At 69.7% G+C, this 18,305-nt stretch carries 15 protein-coding genes and 1 pseudogene; 10 read left to right on the top strand and 6 right to left on the bottom strand.

Annotation, left to right across the window (positions count from 1 at the left end; translation table 11 throughout):
• Position 1: 1 nt before the first annotated feature.
• Positions 2–1,919 (bottom strand): annotated as a pseudogene (locus ACYU7G_RS03405) (PTS mannitol transporter subunit IICBA).
• A 555-nt stretch (positions 1,920–2,474) separates the two neighbouring features.
• On the opposite strand from ACYU7G_RS03405, the gene ACYU7G_RS03400 reads away from it, so the two are divergent.
• The 7 genes from ACYU7G_RS03400 (at position 2,475) to ACYU7G_RS03370 (ending at position 10,978) form a co-directional block, all read left to right on the top strand.
• On the top strand, positions 2,475–3,203 hold the full coding sequence (locus ACYU7G_RS03400) for an FhaA domain-containing protein (protein WP_461104770.1): 729 nt from the start codon (positions 2,475–2,477) through the stop codon (positions 3,201–3,203).
• The gene (locus ACYU7G_RS03395) at positions 3,204–3,665 is read left to right on the top strand and encodes an FHA domain-containing protein FhaB/FipA (RefSeq protein WP_461104768.1); all 462 of its coding nucleotides are present in this window, start codon (positions 3,204–3,206) and stop codon (positions 3,663–3,665) included.
• Between the two features lie 4 nt (positions 3,666–3,669).
• Positions 3,670–5,070, top strand: coding sequence for a PP2C family protein-serine/threonine phosphatase (locus ACYU7G_RS03390; RefSeq protein WP_461104766.1), 1,401 nt, complete (start codon positions 3,670–3,672; stop codon positions 5,068–5,070).
• On the top strand, positions 5,070–6,461 hold the full coding sequence (locus tag ACYU7G_RS03385) for an FtsW/RodA/SpoVE family cell cycle protein (RefSeq protein WP_461104764.1): 1,392 nt from the start codon (positions 5,070–5,072) through the stop codon (positions 6,459–6,461). Before ACYU7G_RS03390 ends, ACYU7G_RS03385 begins: the two co-directional genes overlap by 1 nt.
• The gene (locus ACYU7G_RS03380) at positions 6,458–7,888 is read left to right on the top strand and encodes a peptidoglycan D,D-transpeptidase FtsI family protein (RefSeq protein WP_461104762.1); all 1,431 of its coding nucleotides are present in this window, start codon (positions 6,458–6,460) and stop codon (positions 7,886–7,888) included. The genes ACYU7G_RS03385 and ACYU7G_RS03380 overlap by 4 nt, the downstream gene beginning before the upstream one ends.
• Positions 7,889–7,954: 66 nt before the next feature.
• A complete protein-coding gene (gene pknB / locus ACYU7G_RS03375; protein ID WP_461104760.1) occupies positions 7,955–10,150 on the top strand; it encodes a Stk1 family PASTA domain-containing Ser/Thr kinase in 2,196 nt (731 codons plus the stop codon).
• A 183-nt stretch (positions 10,151–10,333) separates the two neighbouring features.
• Positions 10,334–10,978, top strand: coding sequence for an aminodeoxychorismate/anthranilate synthase component II (locus ACYU7G_RS03370; protein ID WP_461104758.1), 645 nt, complete (start codon positions 10,334–10,336; stop codon positions 10,976–10,978).
• 122 nt (positions 10,979–11,100) lie between these two features.
• On the opposite strand, the gene ACYU7G_RS03365 is transcribed toward ACYU7G_RS03370, so the two are convergent.
• Positions 11,101–11,844 carry a DUF881 domain-containing protein gene (locus ACYU7G_RS03365; protein WP_461104756.1) on the bottom strand — a complete coding sequence of 248 codons (744 nt, stop codon included), beginning with the start codon at positions 11,842–11,844 and terminating at the stop codon, positions 11,101–11,103.
• A 102-nt stretch (positions 11,845–11,946) separates the two neighbouring features.
• Here ACYU7G_RS03365 and ACYU7G_RS03360 point away from each other — a divergent pair, with 102 nt between their 5' ends.
• A complete protein-coding gene (locus tag ACYU7G_RS03360; protein WP_461104754.1) occupies positions 11,947–12,228 on the top strand; it encodes a cell division protein CrgA in 282 nt (93 codons plus the stop codon).
• Complete coding sequence (locus ACYU7G_RS03355) at positions 12,225–12,878, top strand: HAD-IA family hydrolase (protein WP_461104752.1); 654 nt, start codon at positions 12,225–12,227, stop codon at positions 12,876–12,878. The genes ACYU7G_RS03360 and ACYU7G_RS03355 overlap by 4 nt, the downstream gene beginning before the upstream one ends.
• A gap of 97 nt (positions 12,879–12,975) precedes the next feature.
• On the opposite strand, the gene ACYU7G_RS03350 is transcribed toward ACYU7G_RS03355, so the two are convergent.
• From ACYU7G_RS03350 to ACYU7G_RS03335, 4 genes are all read right to left on the bottom strand, one after another.
• Positions 12,976–13,881: an NADP-dependent oxidoreductase gene (locus ACYU7G_RS03350; RefSeq protein WP_461104750.1), complete on the bottom strand. Its 906-nt coding sequence runs from the start codon at positions 13,879–13,881 to the stop codon at positions 12,976–12,978.
• Between the two features lie 71 nt (positions 13,882–13,952).
• Entirely contained in the window at positions 13,953–15,956 is a 2,004-nt protein-coding gene (locus tag ACYU7G_RS03345) for a heavy metal translocating P-type ATPase (RefSeq protein ID WP_461104748.1), read from the bottom strand.
• A 70-nt stretch (positions 15,957–16,026) separates the two neighbouring features.
• Positions 16,027–16,263 carry a heavy-metal-associated domain-containing protein gene (locus tag ACYU7G_RS03340; RefSeq protein ID WP_461104746.1) on the bottom strand — a complete coding sequence of 79 codons (237 nt, stop codon included), beginning with the start codon at positions 16,261–16,263 and terminating at the stop codon, positions 16,027–16,029.
• Positions 16,264–16,369: 106 nt separating this feature from the next.
• A complete protein-coding gene (locus ACYU7G_RS03335) occupies positions 16,370–17,068 on the bottom strand; it encodes a Crp/Fnr family transcriptional regulator (protein WP_461104744.1) in 699 nt (232 codons plus the stop codon).
• Between the two features lie 105 nt (positions 17,069–17,173).
• Here ACYU7G_RS03335 and tal point away from each other — a divergent pair, with 105 nt between their 5' ends.
• Positions 17,174–18,280, top strand: a complete 1,107-nt coding sequence (gene tal / locus ACYU7G_RS03330) for a transaldolase (protein ID WP_461104742.1) — start codon at positions 17,174–17,176, stop codon at positions 18,278–18,280.
• Positions 18,281–18,305: the final 25 nt, after the last annotated feature.

The following is an 18,305-nucleotide window of genomic DNA, read 5'->3' as shown; positions in this document are numbered from 1 at the left end:
CTCAGTCCTCCGATCCGATGCCGCCCAGCAGGCCCAGCACCTCGTCGACGCTGCCGGAGCTGCGGAGCTTGGCGGCCTTGTCCGGGTCCATCAGGACCTCGGCGAGGGCGGCCAGAATGTCCACGTGTTCGTCGGAGTTGCTGGCGATGGGGATGCAGACGTTGACGGTGTTGCCCGCCCAGTCCACGCCGTCGGGGAACTGGATGAACCCGAGGGCGGTCTTCTTGATGTGGAGGCGGGACTCGTTGGTGCCGTGCGGGATGGCCACGCCCTCGCCGAGGAAGGTGGAGACCTGCTTCTCGCGGTCGAACAGGGCCTCGGCGTACTCCTGGGAGGCGGCGCCCAACTCGACGAGGAGGGCTCCGCACTGCCGGATGGCGTCGTCCTTGTCCGTGGCGCTCTGGCCGAGCCGGATGGACTGGGCGGTCATGACGTCATTCAATGTTCTCTCCGTTCTTGATCTGCTCTTCGAGCCTTGCGAAGGCGGGGTCTCCGACGAACTGTTCGAAGGGGACCACCACGGCGTTGGGGGCGATGCCGCGGACCCGGTCCACCAGCCCGGACTGGCACATCACCAGTTCGGTGTCCGGCGGGAGGTCGTTGACCGGTGAGTGCCGCACATCAATGTCGTAGGGCTTGAGCCGCTTCTTCATGGCGCCGGTGACCATCACCGACGAGCCCATGCCCGCGTCGCAGGCCACGACGAGTTCCTTCACGTCCTTGCCGTTGATGGAGCGGGTGGCGGTGGTGGTGGCGGCGTGTGCCGGCTCGACGTCACCGGAGGCGGCGGCCGTGGCGGAGGCTGCGGCGGCACCGGCGGCCTCAGCGGTGGCGGCGTCCACCTCGTCGTCGCCCTTGCGGCCGAACCCGAGGAGCAGCGAGGCCACCACGAAGGACACGATGGCGGCGGCGGCGACGGCGGCCAGGACCGGCACGAATCCGCCACGCGGCGTGACTGCCAGGTAGGCGAGGATGCTGCCGGGCGAGGCGGCCGAGACCAGGCCCGCGTTCAGGATGCCGCCAACGAACAGGCCGGACATGCCACCGGCGATGGCGGCGACGATCAGGACCGGCTTGGCGAGGATGTAGGGGAAGTAGATCTCGTGGATACCGCCGAGGAAGTGGATGATGATGGCGCCGGGGGTGGAGCCGCGCAGGGCCTTGGGGCCGAACACCAGGAAGGCGCACAGGATGCCGAGGCCGGGGCCGGGGTTGGACTCCACCATGAACAGGATGGACTTACCCAACTCCTGGGACTCGGCGGCGCCCAGCGGCGTCAGCACGCCGTGGTTGATTGCGTTGTTGAGGAACAGCACCTTGGCGGGCTCGACGAAGATCGACGCCAGCGGCAGCAGGCCGTTCTCCACCAGGAAGCCCACGCCCGAGCCCAGCCAACCCACGAGGGTGTTGACGACGGGGCCGATGCCGAGGCGGCCGAGGATGGCCATCAGCATGCCGAGGATGCCGAGGGAGAAGTTGTCCACGAGCATCTCGAAGCCGCTGGCGATCCTGCCCTCGATGAGCTTGTCGAACTTCTTCAGCAGCCACGCCGAGATGGGGGCGATGATCATGGCGCCGAGGAACATCGGCACGTCCGAGCCGACGACGACGCCCATGGTTGCGATGGCGCCGATGACGGCGCCGCGCTGGCCGTGGACGATGCGGCCGGCGGTGTAGCCGATGAGGATCGGCAGCAGGTAGGTGATCATCGGGCCGACCATCGTGGCCAGCGTCTCGTTGGGCAGCCATCCGTCTGGGATGAACAGTGCCGTCAGGAGGCCCCATGCGATGAAGGCGCCGATGTTGGGCATGATCATGCCGGCGAGGAAGCCGCCGAACTTCTGGACGCGGGCGCGGAAGCCCCTGCCCTCGAGGTTCTTGTTGACTCTCGCATCTGGCAGTACGTCGGTGGGTGCCATTGCGCTCACCCTTTCTGAACTTCGCTGTTCCGGACTGGTAACCGCCCCCACATCGGAGCGATACGGACATCCTCACCTTTGTTTGTGTCCGTGTCAAGGGTTTCTCGGACTGATTCAGACATGAACCCACATTTGCCTTTGCGTGACCCTCCGGCACCCCGCGACGGGGCATGCCCGCAACGCGCAACCCCACCGTCGCACCAGCTTGACACGACTCGCCGAGTGGAATCGTCGGAAGGGGCACCGGTGCCCCTTCCGCTGGAAATCTTCGGCGTGTCGGGTCGGGCCACTGGGCGACGGCGCGGCCGCAGGCACCGACCCACGCCGTCGGACCGAGGTCCACGAGCAGGGAGACCTGCGTCGTGGCGACGGCGGGGGCAGGCACGACGCAGGGGCCACGGCACTGGGAGCTGCTCGGTCGCGACTAGGACTTATGCGCTGTGGGCAGAACCTCGACCAGTGGTTCAGGTGACGGCGCGTCGCGTGGCTGATTCCTGTGCGAGGCAGGGGTCTGGGTAAGCTGAAAGCCGGTGTGACCGCTGGAAGGGGGTCAGGATGGGTGTGTTCGACCGCGCCGAGAAGAGGATCGGCGCCGCTGTCGACAAGGTGTTCGCGCGCGCTTTCAAGGGCGACGTGCAGCCGGTCGAGATCGCTGCCGGCATCCAGCGTGAGCTCGACGCGGAGGCGAAACTGCTGAGCCGGGACCGTCGCTTGGTGCCCAACGACTTCACCATCTCCCTGTCGCCGCACGACTACAACCGGCTCTTCCCCTACTCGAAGACGCTGAACGCGGAGATCGTCCCGGGCCTGCGCGAGCACGCCGCCGAACGGCAGTACGTGTTCAACGGCCCGATCTCCATCAACTACGAGCTCGACAAGTCGCTGCCCACCGGCCAGTTCAAGGTGGCCAGTGAGGCGGTCTCCGACTCATCGGGCGACGGCGCCGGCGCCGGTGAGCGCACCCCCGCGTCGCTCCACCGTCCCGCCCGCGGCCTGGTGCTCGAGGTCAACGGCGTGCGCCACCCGCTGCGCCCGCCGGGCCTGGTGATCGGACGCGGCTCGGAGGCGGACCTGCGCATCAACGACCCGGGCGTGTCCCGTCGCCACGCGCTGGTGACCGTCACCGGCACCCCCGACGCACCGTCGGTCTCCATCGAGGACCTCGGCTCAACGAACGGAATCATCGTCAATGGCAGCCGAATCCAGGAGATCCAGCTCTTCGACGGCTCGCGGATCGAGATCGGCAACACAAGGATGCTGGTGCACTCTCCGTCGGAGCAGTGAATGAGTGACCTCATCGTCGCGGCGATCCGAATCGTCTTCCTGATCCTCCTGTGGCTGTTCATCCTGTTCGTCGCAGACGTCATCAGGCGGGACATGTTCGGCAAGCGGGTTAGGGCGGACACGCTCAAGGCCCATCCCGCCGACGGCCCGGGCCACGGCCGGCGCTCCCGCACCCCCACCCGGTTCGCCGTGACGCAGGGCACCCAGCAGGGCCTGTCCGTGCCGATCGAGCCCACCATCAACCTCGGCCGCGCCGCAGACAGCACGTTCAACCTCGACGACGACTACGCCTCGGCACGCCACGCCCAACTGGTGCAGGCCGACGCCATCACCTGGGTCCTGACGGACCTGGGCTCCACCAACGGCACCTACGTCAACGGCCGCCGCGTGAGCGAACCGACCCCCGTGACCGTCGGTGACGTGATCCGCATCGGCAAGACCCTGATGCGGCTGGAGGTCTGAGCCAGTGGCATTCTCCCTCGACTTCCGCGCCCACTCCGAGGTGGGCAGGGTGCGCAAGAACAACCAGGACGCCGGCTACGCGTCACCGAACATGCTGCTCGTCGCCGACGGCATGGGCGGCGCGGCTGCAGGTGACCTGGCCTCGGCGGTGGCCGCGGTGGAGGCCAGCCGCTCCGACGAGCGCCTCGAGGGCGACGCGATGGTGGACCACATCAAGGACGTGGTCACCCGCGCCAACGCGAAGCTCGCCGAACTGGTGGAGGCGGACCCCACCCTCGACGGCATGGGCACCACCTTCTGCGGCGCCATGTTCTCCGGCACGCAGTTGGGCATGGCCCACATCGGCGACTCCCGCTGTTACGTCCTGCGCGACGGCGAACTCACCCAGCTCACCCACGACCACTCCTGGGTGCAGTCCCTGATCGACTCGGGCCGCCTCACCCCCGAGCAGGCCGCCACCCACCCGCACCGCTCGCTGATCCTCAAGGTCCTCAACGGGCACGCGACGATGACCCCGGACTACTCGACGGTGGACGTCGAGCTCGGGGACCGGTTCCTGTTCTGCTCCGACGGTCTCAGCGGCCTCATCGACGACGACGAGATCGCCGAACTGCTGGCCCTCGATGACCTGGACCGTGCCACGGCGGACTTGGCGGAGGCGGCCAACAACGCCGGCGGCCACGACAACATCACCGTGGTGCTGGCGGAGGTGGTGGACGTCGACGAGGCCCTCGACGCCGTCGCCCCGCTGCTGGTGGGCTCAGCGATCGAGCGCGACATCCCCGATCCCGACGAGCTGGCAGACGAGTACCGGCACACCGCCTTCCCCGACTCCCCGTCCCCGGAGGACTCGCCGGCGGAGGCCGACGATGACGACGACCACGACGAGTCCGAGCGCGCCCGCTACGCCCCCGACCCCACGCCGCACCGGCGCTGGCCCGGGATCCTGGCCGCGGTGCTGGCCATCGCGCTGGTGCTCGGCGGCGCGGCCTGGGGCGTGACCGCCTACGCCAAGTCCCGCTACTTCCTCGCCGACGCCGAGGGCTTCGTCGGCATCTACAACGGCCTGCCCGGCTCGCTGCTAGGGCAGGAGCTGAACGTGCTGGTGGAGGTCCGCGACACGCAGGTGGCGGACCTGCCGACGTTCTACCAGCGCGCCGTCGCCAACACCATCGGCGTCCCCAGCCTGGAGCGGGCGGAGGCCACCGCGGACCAGCTCGCCGACTTCGCCGCCCGCTGCGTGGAGGCCCGTGAGGAGCGCGACAACCGCCCCGACCCGACGCCCAACCCCGAGCCGCAGCCCTCGCCGTCGGGGCTGTCGACGGGACAGCCGAACTACCCCACCTACCTCGCGCCGATCACCCCGACCGCCACCGAGGAAGCCGATCCGGAGGCCTGCCGGTGATGTCCGTCACCAAGCAGCCGGCGGCCACGGGGGACGTGGTGGTGCACCGCCAGTGGCGCAACGCCGAACTGCTCCTGATCCTGTTCGCCCAGACCTTCGGCCTGGGCGGCTGGGTGGTGACCCACCTCACCCTCTACAGCGCACTCCCCGAGAACCTCGCCGTGGCCGCCGGCATCTGGTTCGGCATGGGCATCCTCGCCCACCTCGCGGTCCGGATCCGGCTGCCGTGGGCGGATCCGTTGATCCTGCCGTGCGTGTTCCTGCTCAACGGGCTGGGCCTGGCCATGATCGCCCGCATCGACCAGATCCCCGACGTCATCCGCCACGACGCCGAGCAACAGCTCGTGTGGACCGGTCTGGGCGTCGCCCTGTTCATCGGCGTGCTGGTGGTGCTGCGCGACCACCGCCGCCTCCAGCGCTACCCGTACCTGCTGTTCATCGCCGGCCTGGTCCTCCTGCTGCTGCCGCTGGTGCCGGGCATCGGGCGCGCCTCGGGCGGCGCGCAGATCTGGATCAACGTCGCCGGGTTCAGCTTCCAGCCGGCCGAGGTGGCCAAGATCGTGCTCGCCATCGCGTTCGCCGCCTACTTCTACGAGAAGCGCGACGTCCTGGCGCTGGCCGGCAAGCGGTTCGCCGGGCTGGAGCTGCCGCGTGCCCGGGACCTCGGCCCGATCGCCGTGATGTGGCTGCTGGCGCTGGCCGTGATGGTGTTCCAGAACGACCTCGGCACCGCCCTGCTGTTCTTCGGCCTGTTCGCCGTGATGATCTACATCGCGACGGAGCGGCCGGCCTGGCCGATCCTCGCCGGCCTGGGCTTCGCCGTCGCGGGAGTGCTGGCCTACAACTTCACCCACCACGTGCCCCGCCGCGTCAACGCCTGGCTGGACCCGTTCAGCAACTACGACGCCAACCTGCAGATCATCAGCGCCCAGTTCGGGTTCGCGTGGGCCGGCCTGTTCGGCCGTGGCTGGGGCAACGGGCGCCCGGGCCTGACCCCGCTGCCGAAGAGCGACTTCATCGCCGCCAGCCTCGGCGAGGAGATCGGCATCGTCGGCTTCATGGCCATCATCATCGTCTACGCCCTCATCATCGCCCGCGGCATGAAGGCGGCCCTGACCTGCCCCGACGGCTTCGGCAAGCTGCTGGCCGGCGGGCTGGCGTTCACGTTCGCGCTGCAGGTCTTCGCCATCCTCGGCGGCATCACCCGCCTGCTCCCCCTCACCGGCCTGACGACGCCGTTCATGTCCCAGGGCGGCTCAAGCCTGGTGGCGAACTGGATCATCGTCGGCATCATGCTGGTGATCTCGCACCGGGCGCGGATGCCGCAGGCCGCCACCGCCACGCCGCAGGAGCTGGTGGGCGACGACTCGACGATGGTGATCGCCAAGTGAACGGACCCCTGCGCAAGGTGAGCATCTTCGTCGCCCTAATGATGGCGGCGTTGCTGCTGAACATGACCTACATCGCCGTCGTCGCCAGCGACGACCTGAACGCGCACTCCCGCAACCGACGCGTCCGCGACGCCGAGTTCGCACAGAACCGGGGTGCGATCCTCGTCGGCAACATGCCGATCGCCATCACCAGTCCCTCCGACAACTCCTCCTTCCGGTGGATGCGCGAGTACCCCGAGCCGGACCTGTGGAGCTCGGTGACCGGTTGGTACTCCTACGACTACGGCCGCAGCAACCTGGAGCAGCAGTTCAACGAGGAGCTGTCCGGCACCGGCTCCGTGCAGGCGTTCCAGCGCATCCTGGACATCCTGGCCGGCCGCACCCCGCAGGGCGCCAACATCTCCACCACCCTCGACCCCGACGCGCAGGCCGCTGCCGTCCGGGCGCTGGGCGACCAACAGGGCGCCGCCGTCGCCATCGACTACACCACCGGCGAGGTGCTCGCCCTGGTCTCCACCCCCACCTACGACCCGAACCTGTTGGCCTCCTTGGACCGCGGCGCCGCCCGCGATTCGTGGAACACCCTCCTGAACGCCCCCGACGAGCCGCTGAAGAACCGCGCTGTGCGCGAGGTGTTCCCGCCCGGGTCCACATTCAAGCTGGTGACCGCTGCGGCGGCGCTGGAGAACGGCTGGACCATCGACTCTGTCCTCGACGCCCCCCAGTCGCTGCCCCTGCCCAACTCCACTTCCACGATGGGCAACTCCACCAACTGCGGCGGCACCGAGGTGTCCCTCGAGCAGGCCATGAAGACCTCCTGCAACACGGCCTTCGGCACCCTCGGCCTGGAGGTGGGCGCCGACGCGCTGCGCGACACGGCCCGCGCCTTCGGCTTCGACTCGGACCTGGGCATCGACATCCCCTCGGCCTCGTCCCGCTTCCCCGACGAGCTCGACGAGGCGCAGACCGCGCTCAGCTCCATCGGCCAGTACGACGTCGCCGCCTCGCCGCTGCAGATGCTGATGGTGGTGGCCGCCATCGCCAACGACGGTGCCATGATGCGCCCGCACCTGGTCCAGGAGGTCACCTCACGGGACCTGCGCGTGCTGGAGTCCGTGGCACCGGCGGAACTGACCCGCCCCATCTCGGAGAGCACGGCGGTGCAGCTGCAGCAGATGATGCTGGCCACCGTGGCCGACGGCACGGGCACCCCGGCCCAGGTGGACGGAATGACGATCGGCGGCAAGACTGGCACGGCCCAGTCGAGCCCGGACCGCCCCAACTACGCCTGGTTCGTCGGGTACGCCGAGGAGCCGACGGTCGCCGTCGTCGCCTTCGTGCAGAGCACCGACGTCCAGCCCGACGACATCTCGGGGGGCCGCGTGGCCGCCCCGATCTTCACTGCAATCATGGAGGCGCTCCGATGACGCGTTTCCGCGAATGACGGGTACATGGGAAACAATGGACCCTGACCTGATGAAAGGACCCAAGCGATGACAGAGCGAGGCACGGTGCTCCAGGGGCGCTACGAGCTCGACCAGATCATCGGCCGAGGGGGCATGGCCGAAGTCTGGCGTGCCCGTGACCGCCGCCTCGTCCGCGACGTCGCAGTCAAGCGTCTGCGCGTGGACCTGGCCAGCGACCCCACCTTCCAGGCACGGTTCCGCCGGGAAGCCCAGTCCGCCGCAGGTCTCAACCACCCCAACATCGTCGCGGTCTACGACACGGGCGAGGAGGTGGACCCGTCCTCGGACGTGTCCGTTCCCTACATCGTGATGGAGCTCGTCGAGGGCGTCACCCTGCGTGACGTGCTGCGCGACGGCCGCAAGGTGCTGCCCGAGCGGGCGCTGGAGTTCACCAAGGGGGTCCTCGACGCCCTCGCCTACAGCCACCGCGCCGGCATCATCCACCGCGACATCAAGCCCGCCAACGTGATGCTGACGCCGTCGGGATCGGTCAAGGTGATGGACTTCGGCATCGCCCGCGCCGTCGCCGACACGTCCGCGACGATGACGCAGACCGCCGCCGTGATCGGCACCGCGCAGTACCTCTCCCCGGAGCAGGCGCGCGGCGAGAAGGTGGACAACCGCTCCGACATCTACGCCGTCGGCTGCCTGCTGTACGAGCTGCTCGTCTCGCAGCCCCCGTTCAAGGGCGACTCGCCCGTCAGCGTCGCCTACCAGCACGTCCGCGAGATCCCGGTGCCGCCAAGCCAGCTGGACTCCGAGATCACCCCGGACATGGACGCCGTCGTGATGAAGTCCCTCGCCAAGGACCCGGGCGACCGCTACCAGGACGCCCGCGAGATGGCCGCCGACGTCACCCGCGCCATCAACGGCGAGTCCGTGCACGCGCTGCTGGCCCCGGTCGGGATGGAGCAGCAGACCGCGGTGCTGGGCAACCACTCGGATGCCCCAACGCACGTGGCCCAGCGCGCCGCCGTCGCAAGCGCCCCCAGCCCCACGCCCACCCCAGGCGAACTGGAGGAGGACGAGGAGGAGCCGAAGTCCCGCAAGGGGGTCATCATCCTGGCCTCCCTGGCCGCCGTGGTGGTGATCGGCATGGTCATCGCGCTGATCGCGCTGCTCAACCCCGGCACGCCGCGGGTGGAGATGGTCACCGTCCCCAACGTCATGGGTGCCAGCGAGGTGTTCGCCAGCGGTCAGATCGAGGCGGCCGGGCTGGTCCCGGTGGTGGAGCGGGAGCCCGGCACCGAGGACAACGAGGGCGAGGTCATCCGGCAGAGCCCCGAGGGCGACACCGAGGCCGAGAAGGGTTCCGAGGTGGTGATCGTCGTCAGCACCGGCATCGAGCTGTTCACCGTTCCCGACAACCTCGTCGGCATGCCGCGCGCCGACGCCGAACGCGTGCTCGGGGACGCCGGCTTCACCAACGTGACCGTCCGTGATGCCGACCCCGCCAACCGGCAGGAGGAGCCGGTCGACGCCGTGGCCGGCACCGTGACCGTCGTGGACCCGGCCGAGGGTGCCGAGATCCCCGCCGACGGTGAGCTCGAACTGGTGATCGCCACCGGCCGCTCCCCCATCCCGGACCTCACCGGCCGCACGCTCGAGGTGGCCATGGACGAGGCCAAGGACGCCGGCTTCACCGAGCCGCTCGAGGTCACCTACGAGGAGACCAGCGAGGTCTCCCCCGGCGTGGTGTTCGACCAGACCCCGCAGGCCGGTGACGCCCCGGACCGCAGCACGGTCATCCACGTGAAGGTCGCCGAGGCCGTGGACACCACCATCCCCGTGCCGAACCTGGTGGGCAGCACCCTCGAGGAGGCCCGCGCCATCGCGTTCGACGCCGGGTTCACCGCCGCGCTGACCGTGACCGAGGAGCAGACCGACGAGGCCGAGCCCGGCACCGTGATCCGGCAGGTTCCGGTCGAGGGCGAGCGGATCGAGCCCACTGTCGCCATAGAGGTGGTCGTGGCAGTAGGGCCGCAGCTGAACGAGGTGCCCAACCTCCTCGGACTGTCCCAGGACCGTGCGTCCGCGGACCTCGACGAGGCCGGGTTCACGAACTACCGCTTCGTCGACGAGCAGACCAACTCCGAGCCCGCGAACACGGTGATCGAGCAGAGCGTCGCCGCCGGAGAACAGGTGGCCCCCGACACGGAGATCGTGGTCACCATCGCCCGAGCCCCCGGCAACCAGCCGACCAGCAGCGAGACCCCCGACTGACCCCTCGCCGGTCCCCGTCGGCCACCCCCGCCGGTCGAGTAGCGCCGTGTCTCCGCTGGTCGAGTAGCGCCCGCGAGGTACGAGCGGGCGCGTGTCGAGACCACGAGCATCGAGAGCACCCCACCCGCCGAGCAGTGGCGAATTGACGGAGCGGTGGCGCAATGGGCGTGACAGAATTGGCCCGTGGCAAGAATCCTCGTGATCGACAACTACGACTCGTTCGTTTACAACATCGTCCAGTACCTGGGCGAGATCGGCGCGGACGTGGAGGTCTGGCGCAACGACGACGCCCGCTTCGGCCATCCCGAGTGGCACACCGGCTTCGACGGCGTGCTGTTGTCACCCGGCCCCGGCACCCCCGAGCGCTCCGGGGTCTGCATCGACGTGATCCGCACGCTCGGCCCGTCGAAGCCCATCTTCGGCGTCTGCCTCGGGCTGCAAGCCATGGGCGTCGCCCTCGGCGCGACGGTGGACCGCGCTCCCGAGCTGCTCCACGGCAAGGTGTCCCAGGTCTTCCACGACGCTACCGGCATCTTCGCCGGGCTGCCGTCACCCATCCGCACCACGCGCTACCACTCGCTTGCGATCGTCGCCGAGACCCTGCCCGACGAACTGCTGGTCACCGCCCGCACCGACTCCGGCGTGATCATGGCCGTCGAACACGCCGAGTGGCCGATGGCCGCTGTGCAGTTCCACCCCGAGTCAGTGCTCACCGAGGGCGGCTACCAGATGCTCGCCAACTGGCTGGTCCGCTGCGGCGACGCCGACGCCCCCGCGCGGGCCGCTCACCTGTCACCCCTGGTGCAGGCGAACATGTCGCGCGCCTGAGGGTCTCGACGCGGGTGGTCTCGACACGCGCCCACTCGTACCTCGCGGGCGCTACTCGACCAGCGGGGGGGAAGCGCGGGCGCTAATCGACCACCGGGAAGCTCGAACGCCGCTCCACCGCCTCACCGCGTGATGGTGGCCTCGGAGACGTTGAGGGCACCGACGAAGGCGGGAAACTCGGCCCGCTCGAAGGTGGACTGGGCGAACCCGAGGCCGTAGGCCTCGACGTACTGCAGGTAGATCTGCACCGCGCGGGACTCGTCCAGGGAGGTCTCCATCGCCTCGGTGGGGCCGATGGCCTCGATCACGTAGGGCGGTGCGTACGGGACGCCGTGGAGGACCACGGAGTTGCCCACGCACTTGATTCCTGTGGTGGCGATGACGCGCTGGCCCTGGATGGTCATGGCCTCGGCGCCGGCGGCCCACAGTGCGTTCACCACCGCCTGGATGTCCTGCTGGTGCACCACCAGCGCGTCGTCGGCCACGCCGGCCGGACGCACGTCGAGCGGCGCGTCGGTCAGCACCACCCGCACGCCAGGGCCCGCGACGGGGAGGGTGGAGGCGACGTGGCCCGCGGCGGTCAGGCCCCGGGTCAGTTCCTCGTCGACGCCCTGCTCGGCGGCGAGCCGCTCGACGTCGGCACGGAGGGACTCCGCCTCGTCCCGCAGGTCCTCGTTGGTCATGGCCTGGGCGGCGACCAGGTCCTGCAGGCTGGCGTTGCGCTCGGAGCGCAGATCGGTGCCCCGGGCCGCGACAGCCGAGACGGTGATCATGAAACCGGCCAGCACGAAGATGCCCACCGACGTGAGCCGCCCGAAGCCTCCCCCCTCCTTGCGGGGGGCTGCGGGGGTCTCGTCTGCGCTCACATCCCCAAGCCTACGCGTCCCAGAGGTGTTCACCACGCGTCCCGATGGTGCTCTTTGCCGCCGCCTCGATTAACCTTGTTCACCGATGCAAGGAGTGTGATCGTGCCCGAGTCCAAGGTTCGCGACAGCGCGAAGAAGAAGAAGCAGGCCAAGCAGGCCGGTGAAGTGGCCGAGCGCCGCCAGGAGAAGGACGCGCTCGCCAGCACGCGCAACTGGGTGCCGTGGCTGTTCATCCCGGTGGGCCTGCTGGGTGTGCTGTGGATGGTCGTCTACAACCTCGCCGGCAGCGCCATCGGTTTCATGCGCTTCCTGGGCGACTGGAACGTCGTCATCGGCCTCGGCCTGATCATCGCCAGCTTCTCGTTCATGACACTCTGGAAGTGAGTATCGCGGGGAGCCCACTGGAGGGCAGGATCTTCGACGCCGTCATCTTCGACCTCGACGGGACCCTCATCGACTCGCACGCCGCGATGATCCGTGCCTACTCCCGCTGGGGCGAGGAGTTCGACGTCGACCTCTCCGTCCTGCCCGGCCTTCTGGGCATGCCCAGCCGCGTGACCGCGGAGATGCTGCTCGACGCTGCCCGGGTCGAAGCCGGCATCGCGCGGATCGAGGAACTCGAGGTGACAGACACCGACGGCGTGATCGCCCTCCCCGGCGCCGTCGAGTCGCTGCAGTTGCTGGGCTCCCGCGCCGCTATCGCGACGTCGTGCACGGCCCCCCTGCTCAAGGCCCGCGGCACCGCCGCCGGGCTGCCGTTCCCCAGCGTCCTCGTGACGCGGGACCAGGTCACCGACGGCAAGCCCCACCCGGAGTCCTTCCTGCTCGCCGCGGAACGCCTGGGCGTGGACCCGGCGCGCACGCTGGTGGTGGAGGACGCCCCGGCCGGTGTCGCGGGTGCCCGGGCAGCAGGCGCCGCCGTGCTCGGGATCCTGAGCACCAAGACCGCGGCCGACCTCGAGGCCGACGCCCACGTCGCCCACCTGGCCGACGTCACCTGGGAGGTCACCGAAGAAGGCGTCCGCCTCCACTGAACCGGTCCCGGGGCCACCGGCCGCAGGGCCGGGACAACTGAGCCCGGACACGGCAACCGGGAGCTCCGCTGTCGGAGCCCCGGTCGGTCGGGGAACGTCAGGGCACGACGACCACCTTGCCGGCGGCGTGCCCGCCCTCCACCTCCGCGATCCCGGCGGCAGCCTCCGCCAGCGGGTAGCCGGCGGTGACGGTGGGATCGACGATGCCGTAGCTGACCACGCCCGTGATCTTCGCCAGGCCCTCGGTGGTGCGCTCCACGACCCGCGCCCCCACCTCGCGCGCCGTGTCGACGTCGGCCGCGGTGATCACGAGGGACGGCTCCTTCGCGATCGGGGCGACGGCGCGCAGGGCATCGCCGCCGACCAGGTCGACGACGAGGTCGGCACCCTCGGGCAGGAGCTCGCGGAGGCGCTCGCCCACGCCGTCGCCGGACTCGACGAACTTCACGCCGAGGGACTCCACCAGTTCCCGCTTCCCAGCGCTGGCCACGCCCACGACGTCGAACTTGTGCACCTTGCCGATCTGCGCGGCCATGCGGCCGATGCCGCCACCCGCACCGATCACGACCATCGACTGCCCCTCCTTGAGCTCGACCTGGTGGGTCAGGTCGTAGGCGGTGGCGCCGGCGACGGGGAGAGTGGCCGCGTCCTCGAACGAGATCTCGGCGGGCTTGGCCACCGTCTGGTCCGCGGCCAGGACGGTGCGTTCGGCGAAGGCGCCGTGGCCGGCGGCGACCAGACCCAGGACCTCGTCGCCCACCGCGAAGCCCTCCACGCCGTCACCGACTGCCGTCACGACGCCGGAGGCCTCGCGCCCCATCGGCATCGGCAGGGGCCCGTGCTTGCCCAGCAGCCCCTCCCGGATCTTCCAGTCGACGGGGTTGACGCCAGCGGCGCGGACGTCGATGGCGATCTCGCCGGATCCCGGGGCTGCGATCTCGCTCTCGATGAGCGCCTGCTTCTCCGGGCCGCCGAAGTCCGTGAACGCGAAAACTCTGGTCATGCTTCTCCTCCTGCATCAAGTGTGTGGTGGTGGGGCCGGCGACGGCGTGGCGCCGCCGCCGGCCCGGTGGCTCAGGCGTGGCTCGCCTGTGCCTGGGTGTGGGGCTCGGGGACGGCCCGGACCCTGCGGGGCCTGCCGGCAGTTCCGCCGGGGTTGCGCAGCAGCCGCATGGCGTTGGCGATGACCAACAGCACGGATGCCTCGTGGACCAGCATGCCGAGGGACATCGTGACGCCACCGGCGAAGACGCCCGCCAACAGGGCCACCACCGTCACCAGGGCAACGGCGATGTTCTGCTTCATCACGCCGACGGTGCGCTTGGCCAGGCCGATGGCCTCCGGCAGCTTCAGCAGGTTGTCGCCCATCAGGGCGATGTCCGCGGTCTCGACGGCGACGGCCGAGCCAGCGGCCCCCATCGCCACGCCGATGTCGGCGGTGGCGAGCGCCGGGGCATCGTTCACGCCGTCACCGACCATCGCGACGGTGTGGCCCTGTGCCTGCAGCGCGGCGACGGCCTCGAGCTTGTCCTCCGGAAGGAGCCCGGCGTGGATCTCGTCGATGCCCGTGGCCGAGCCGATGGCCTCGGCCACCAACCGCGTGTCACCGGTGAGCATGACGACCTTGCCAACCCCTGCGTCGTGCAGGCGGCGGACCATCTCGGCGGCGTCCTCGCGGACCTGGTCCGCCACGCCGATGATCCCGATGACGCGGTCCTCGACGGCGACGACCATGGGCGTGCGGCCCAGCGCGGCCAGTTCCCTGGCGCGCTCGGTCGAGCCCGCGTCGTCGGCGATCCCGTAGCGCTCCAGCAGCGCCGCATTGCCGATCAGGACGCGCGCGCCGTCGACATGGGACACGATGCCCATACCGGGCACGGGGGTCACGTCGGTGGGCAGGTCGGTGGGGGCGACGCCCTCGTCACCGGCGGCCTCCAGGATCGGGCGGGCCAGTGGGTGCTCGGAGCCGGCCTCGGCGGCGGCGGCCCAGCGCAGCACCTCGCTGCGGTTCGACGCAGGGTCGAGCACGATCACGTCGGTCAGGCGCGGGGTGCCCTCGGTGAGGGTGCCGGTCTTGTCGAGTGCGACGGCCGAGATCTTGGCGGAGGTCTCCAGGTACTCGCCGCCCTTGATCAGGATGCCGTTGCGGGCCGAGCGGCCGATGCCGGCGACGATCGCCACCGGGATGGAGATGACCAGGGCGCCGGGGCAGCCGATCACGAGCAGCGTCAGCGCAAGCACGACGTCGCCGGTGACGAGGCCGGCAACCAGTGCGAGCAGCATGACGCCGGGCGTGTACCACTTGGAGAAGCGGTCGATGAAGGCCTGGGTTTTCGCCTTGGCGTCCTGCGCCTCCTCGACCCGGTGGATGATCCGGGCGAGCGTGGTGTCGGCGCCCACACCGGTGGCCAGCACCTGCAGGAACCCGCCGCGGGAGACGGTGCCGGCGAACACGGCGTCGGACATAGACTTCTCGACCGGGATGGACTCGCCGGTGATGGACGCCTCGTCGATCGCGCCGGTTCCGGCGACGACCTGTCCATCGACCGGGACCTTGGCGCCGTTCTTGACGAGCACGATCTCGCCCATGCGCACCTGGTTGGCCGGGATCTCCTGCTGCTGCCCGTCGCGCATTACGACGGCGACGTCGGGGGCGACGGCCACCAGTTCGGCCAGTGCGGAACGGGTCTTGTTCAGGGTGGCTGCCTCGAGGGCGTGGCCGACGGAGAACAGGAAGGTGACGGCTGCAGCTTCCCAGAAGTTGCCGATGATGATCGCGCCGATCGCGGCGACGGAGACCAGCAGGTCGATGCTGATGTGCTTGACCAGCAGCGAGTTGACCGCCTTCACGACGATGCCGTAGCCGGCGACGATGGCCGCGGCGAGCATGAAGGCGTCGGAAAGGGCGAAGATGGCGTTTCCGGTGGCGTGGGCGCCGGCGTCGACCCACCACTGCGGGGTCAGGGCGGGGTTCCAGGCGCCTCCGATGCCACCGACCACCCAAGACGCGACGATCAGCAGGCCGGAGATGACGGGGACCGTCCACCTGCCGTGCAGCCGACGATGCAGTCGGTTCATTTCAGTTCATTCCTCTCGGGGATCATTGTTGAAGGGGTGGGCGCCCGCCCGGGTGGGCGGGCGCCGCGGCTCAGAAGGCGGCAGGGGTGGCGGTGTAGCCGGCCTTGGCCACTGCCGCGATGATGTTGTCGACGGAGGTGACCGACGCGTCGTGGTCGACCTCGATGCGCGAGGAGGCGAACTTCACGTCCACGTTCTCGACGCCCTTCAGCCGGCCGACCTGCTTCTCGATCTTGGTGACGCACGAGGGACAGGAGAAGTCCGTGGCGCGCAGGACGGTGTGGGTGGTGGTGGCTGAGGTGCTCATGATGATCCTTTCTCGGCGCCCTGGGGGCGCCAGTGGTACTTCGATGACTCGAATGTACGAAGGATCGACTCTTGCTTCCTTGACGCAGGTCAAGTCCTGCGATGTGTCAGGATTCCGCCGAGAGGGCCATCAGAGCGTCCAGGTCGGTGATGACGATGCGGCCGCGTGGGAGTTGCTGGATGACGCCGGAGTCGGTGAGGCTGCGCAGCTGGCGGCTGAGTGACTCGGGCGTGGTGTCGAGCAGGGAGGCGATGTCCTTCTTGGGCAGCGGCAGTTCCACGCCGAGGCCGCCGGGCCCGCGGCGCGCGGGAAGGCCCAGAAGGTAGTCGGCCAGCCGCGAGGACACGTCGCCCGCGATCACCGACGCCAGTCTGGTCTCGACCTCGCCCAGGCGGGCGCTGATCTCCTGGAGCATGTGCATACCGATGCTGGGGTGCTGCCCGATGAGGCCGCCGACGTCGGAGTGGCGGAACACGCACATGCTGCCCGCCTCGAGTGCGACGGCGTGGTGGTCGGGGCGCTCCCCCGTGAGGAGGGCGGACTCACCGACGAAGTCCCCCGGCTCCAGGATCCGGACGATCTGCTCGTGGCCGTCCGCGCTGATGCGGCTGATCTTGAGCCTGCCGGTGTGCACCACCAACAGCTGCGACACGTCGGAACCGGCGGTGTAGACGGCCTCGCCGCGCCGGGTGCGGATCGGACGCGCCAACTCTGCGACCTGCTCCTGCTCCGCGCGGCTCAGCCCACGAAACAGCGGGACCCGTGCCACGCACAGGTCGTCGGACAGCACCGGCAACGATTCCACAGTTCCCCTCCTGCCGTCAGCTTATCCCGGGCCACTGGCGCCAACCCCACCACCCCGAGCCTGTGCCGCCTAGTCTGGAGGACGAGACCGACGAAGGAGTGGCACATGACAGACCGACTGAAGGAACTGAGCCGGGCCGGGGTTTCCATCTGGCTCGACGACCTCTCCCGCGAGCGCCTCGAATCCGGGAACCTCGCCGAACTGACCCGCACGCACAGCGTCGTGGGCGTGACCAGCAACCCCAGCATCTTCGCCAAGGCGCTGTCCGAGGGCGACGCCTACACCGCGCAGCTGCGCGGGCTGAAGGCCGCCGGCGAGACGGACCCCGAGGACGTCATCACCTCGCTGACCACCGACGACATCCGCAACGCCTGCGACCTGTTCCGTCCCATCCACCACGCCACCTCCGGCTTCGACGGCCGCGTCTCCCTCGAGGTGGACCCGCGCCTGGCCCACGACCTGGACGGCACCGTCGCCCAGGCCAAGACGTTGCACGCGCTGGTGGACCGCGAGAACCTGCACATCAAGATCCCCGCCACCGAGGCCGGGCTGGCGGCCATCACCGCCACCATCGCGGCCGGCATCAGCGTGAACGTGACCCTGATCTTCTCCGTGCAGCGCTACGAGCAGGTCCTCGACGCCTATCTCTCGGGTCTCGAGCAAGCCCAGCGCGACGGCCTCGACCTCAGCCGGATCCACTCCGTCGCCTCCATCTTCGTGTCCCGCAACGACGTCGAGGTGGACAAGCGCCTCGAGGCCATCGGCTCCGACGAGGCCCTCGCCCTGCGCGGCAAGACCGGCCTGGCCATCTCCTGGCTGAGCCACGAGGCCTACGCGAAGGTGATCGCCTCCGAGCGCTGGCAGGCGCTCGCTGCCGCGGGAGCCAACGTGCAGCGTCCGCTGTGGGCCTCGACGGGCACCAAGAACGACGCCTACAGCGACGTCCTCTACGTCGAGGAGCTCGTCACGCAGGGCGTGGTGAACACCATGCCGGAGGACACCCTGCAGGCGTTCGCCGACCACGGCGAGGCCCGCGGCGACACCGTCGTGGGGCGCTACGAGGAGGGTCGTCGCATCCTCGACGCCGTCCGCGCCGCCGGGGTGGACCTGGACGACGTCACGGCCACCGTGGAGTCCGAGGGCGTGCAGAAGTTCATCGACCCGTGGGTGGAGCTGATCGCCACGATGCAGCAGCAGCTCGACGCCATCTGATCCCCAGGTGCGAGTTCCCTCAGTT

It is taken from the genome of Tessaracoccus terricola (assembly GCF_054776555.1).
Note: the sequence above shows the minus strand (reverse complement) of the source record. Positions and strands in the feature narration are given on the sequence as shown.

Excerpts from the sequence above, each read along its gene's own strand:
- ACYU7G_RS03400 (WP_461104770.1), top strand. The coding sequence starts at position 2,475 with ATGGGTGTGTTCGACCGCGCCGAGAAGAGGATCGGCGCCGCTGTCGAC.
- ACYU7G_RS03395 (WP_461104768.1), top strand. The coding sequence starts at position 3,204 with ATGAGTGACCTCATCGTCGCGGCGATCCGAATCGTCTTCCTGATCCTC.
- ACYU7G_RS03385 (WP_461104764.1), top strand. The coding sequence starts at position 5,070 with ATGTCCGTCACCAAGCAGCCGGCGGCCACGGGGGACGTGGTGGTGCAC.
- pknB (WP_461104760.1), top strand. The coding sequence starts at position 7,955 with ATGACAGAGCGAGGCACGGTGCTCCAGGGGCGCTACGAGCTCGACCAG.
- ACYU7G_RS03350 (WP_461104750.1), bottom strand. The coding sequence starts at position 13,881 with ATGACCAGAGTTTTCGCGTTCACGGACTTCGGCGGCCCGGAGAAGCAG.
- ACYU7G_RS03345 (WP_461104748.1), bottom strand. The coding sequence starts at position 15,956 with ATGAACCGACTGCATCGTCGGCTGCACGGCAGGTGGACGGTCCCCGTC.
- ACYU7G_RS03340 (WP_461104746.1), bottom strand. The coding sequence starts at position 16,263 with ATGAGCACCTCAGCCACCACCACCCACACCGTCCTGCGCGCCACGGAC.
- tal (WP_461104742.1), top strand. The coding sequence starts at position 17,174 with ATGACAGACCGACTGAAGGAACTGAGCCGGGCCGGGGTTTCCATCTGG.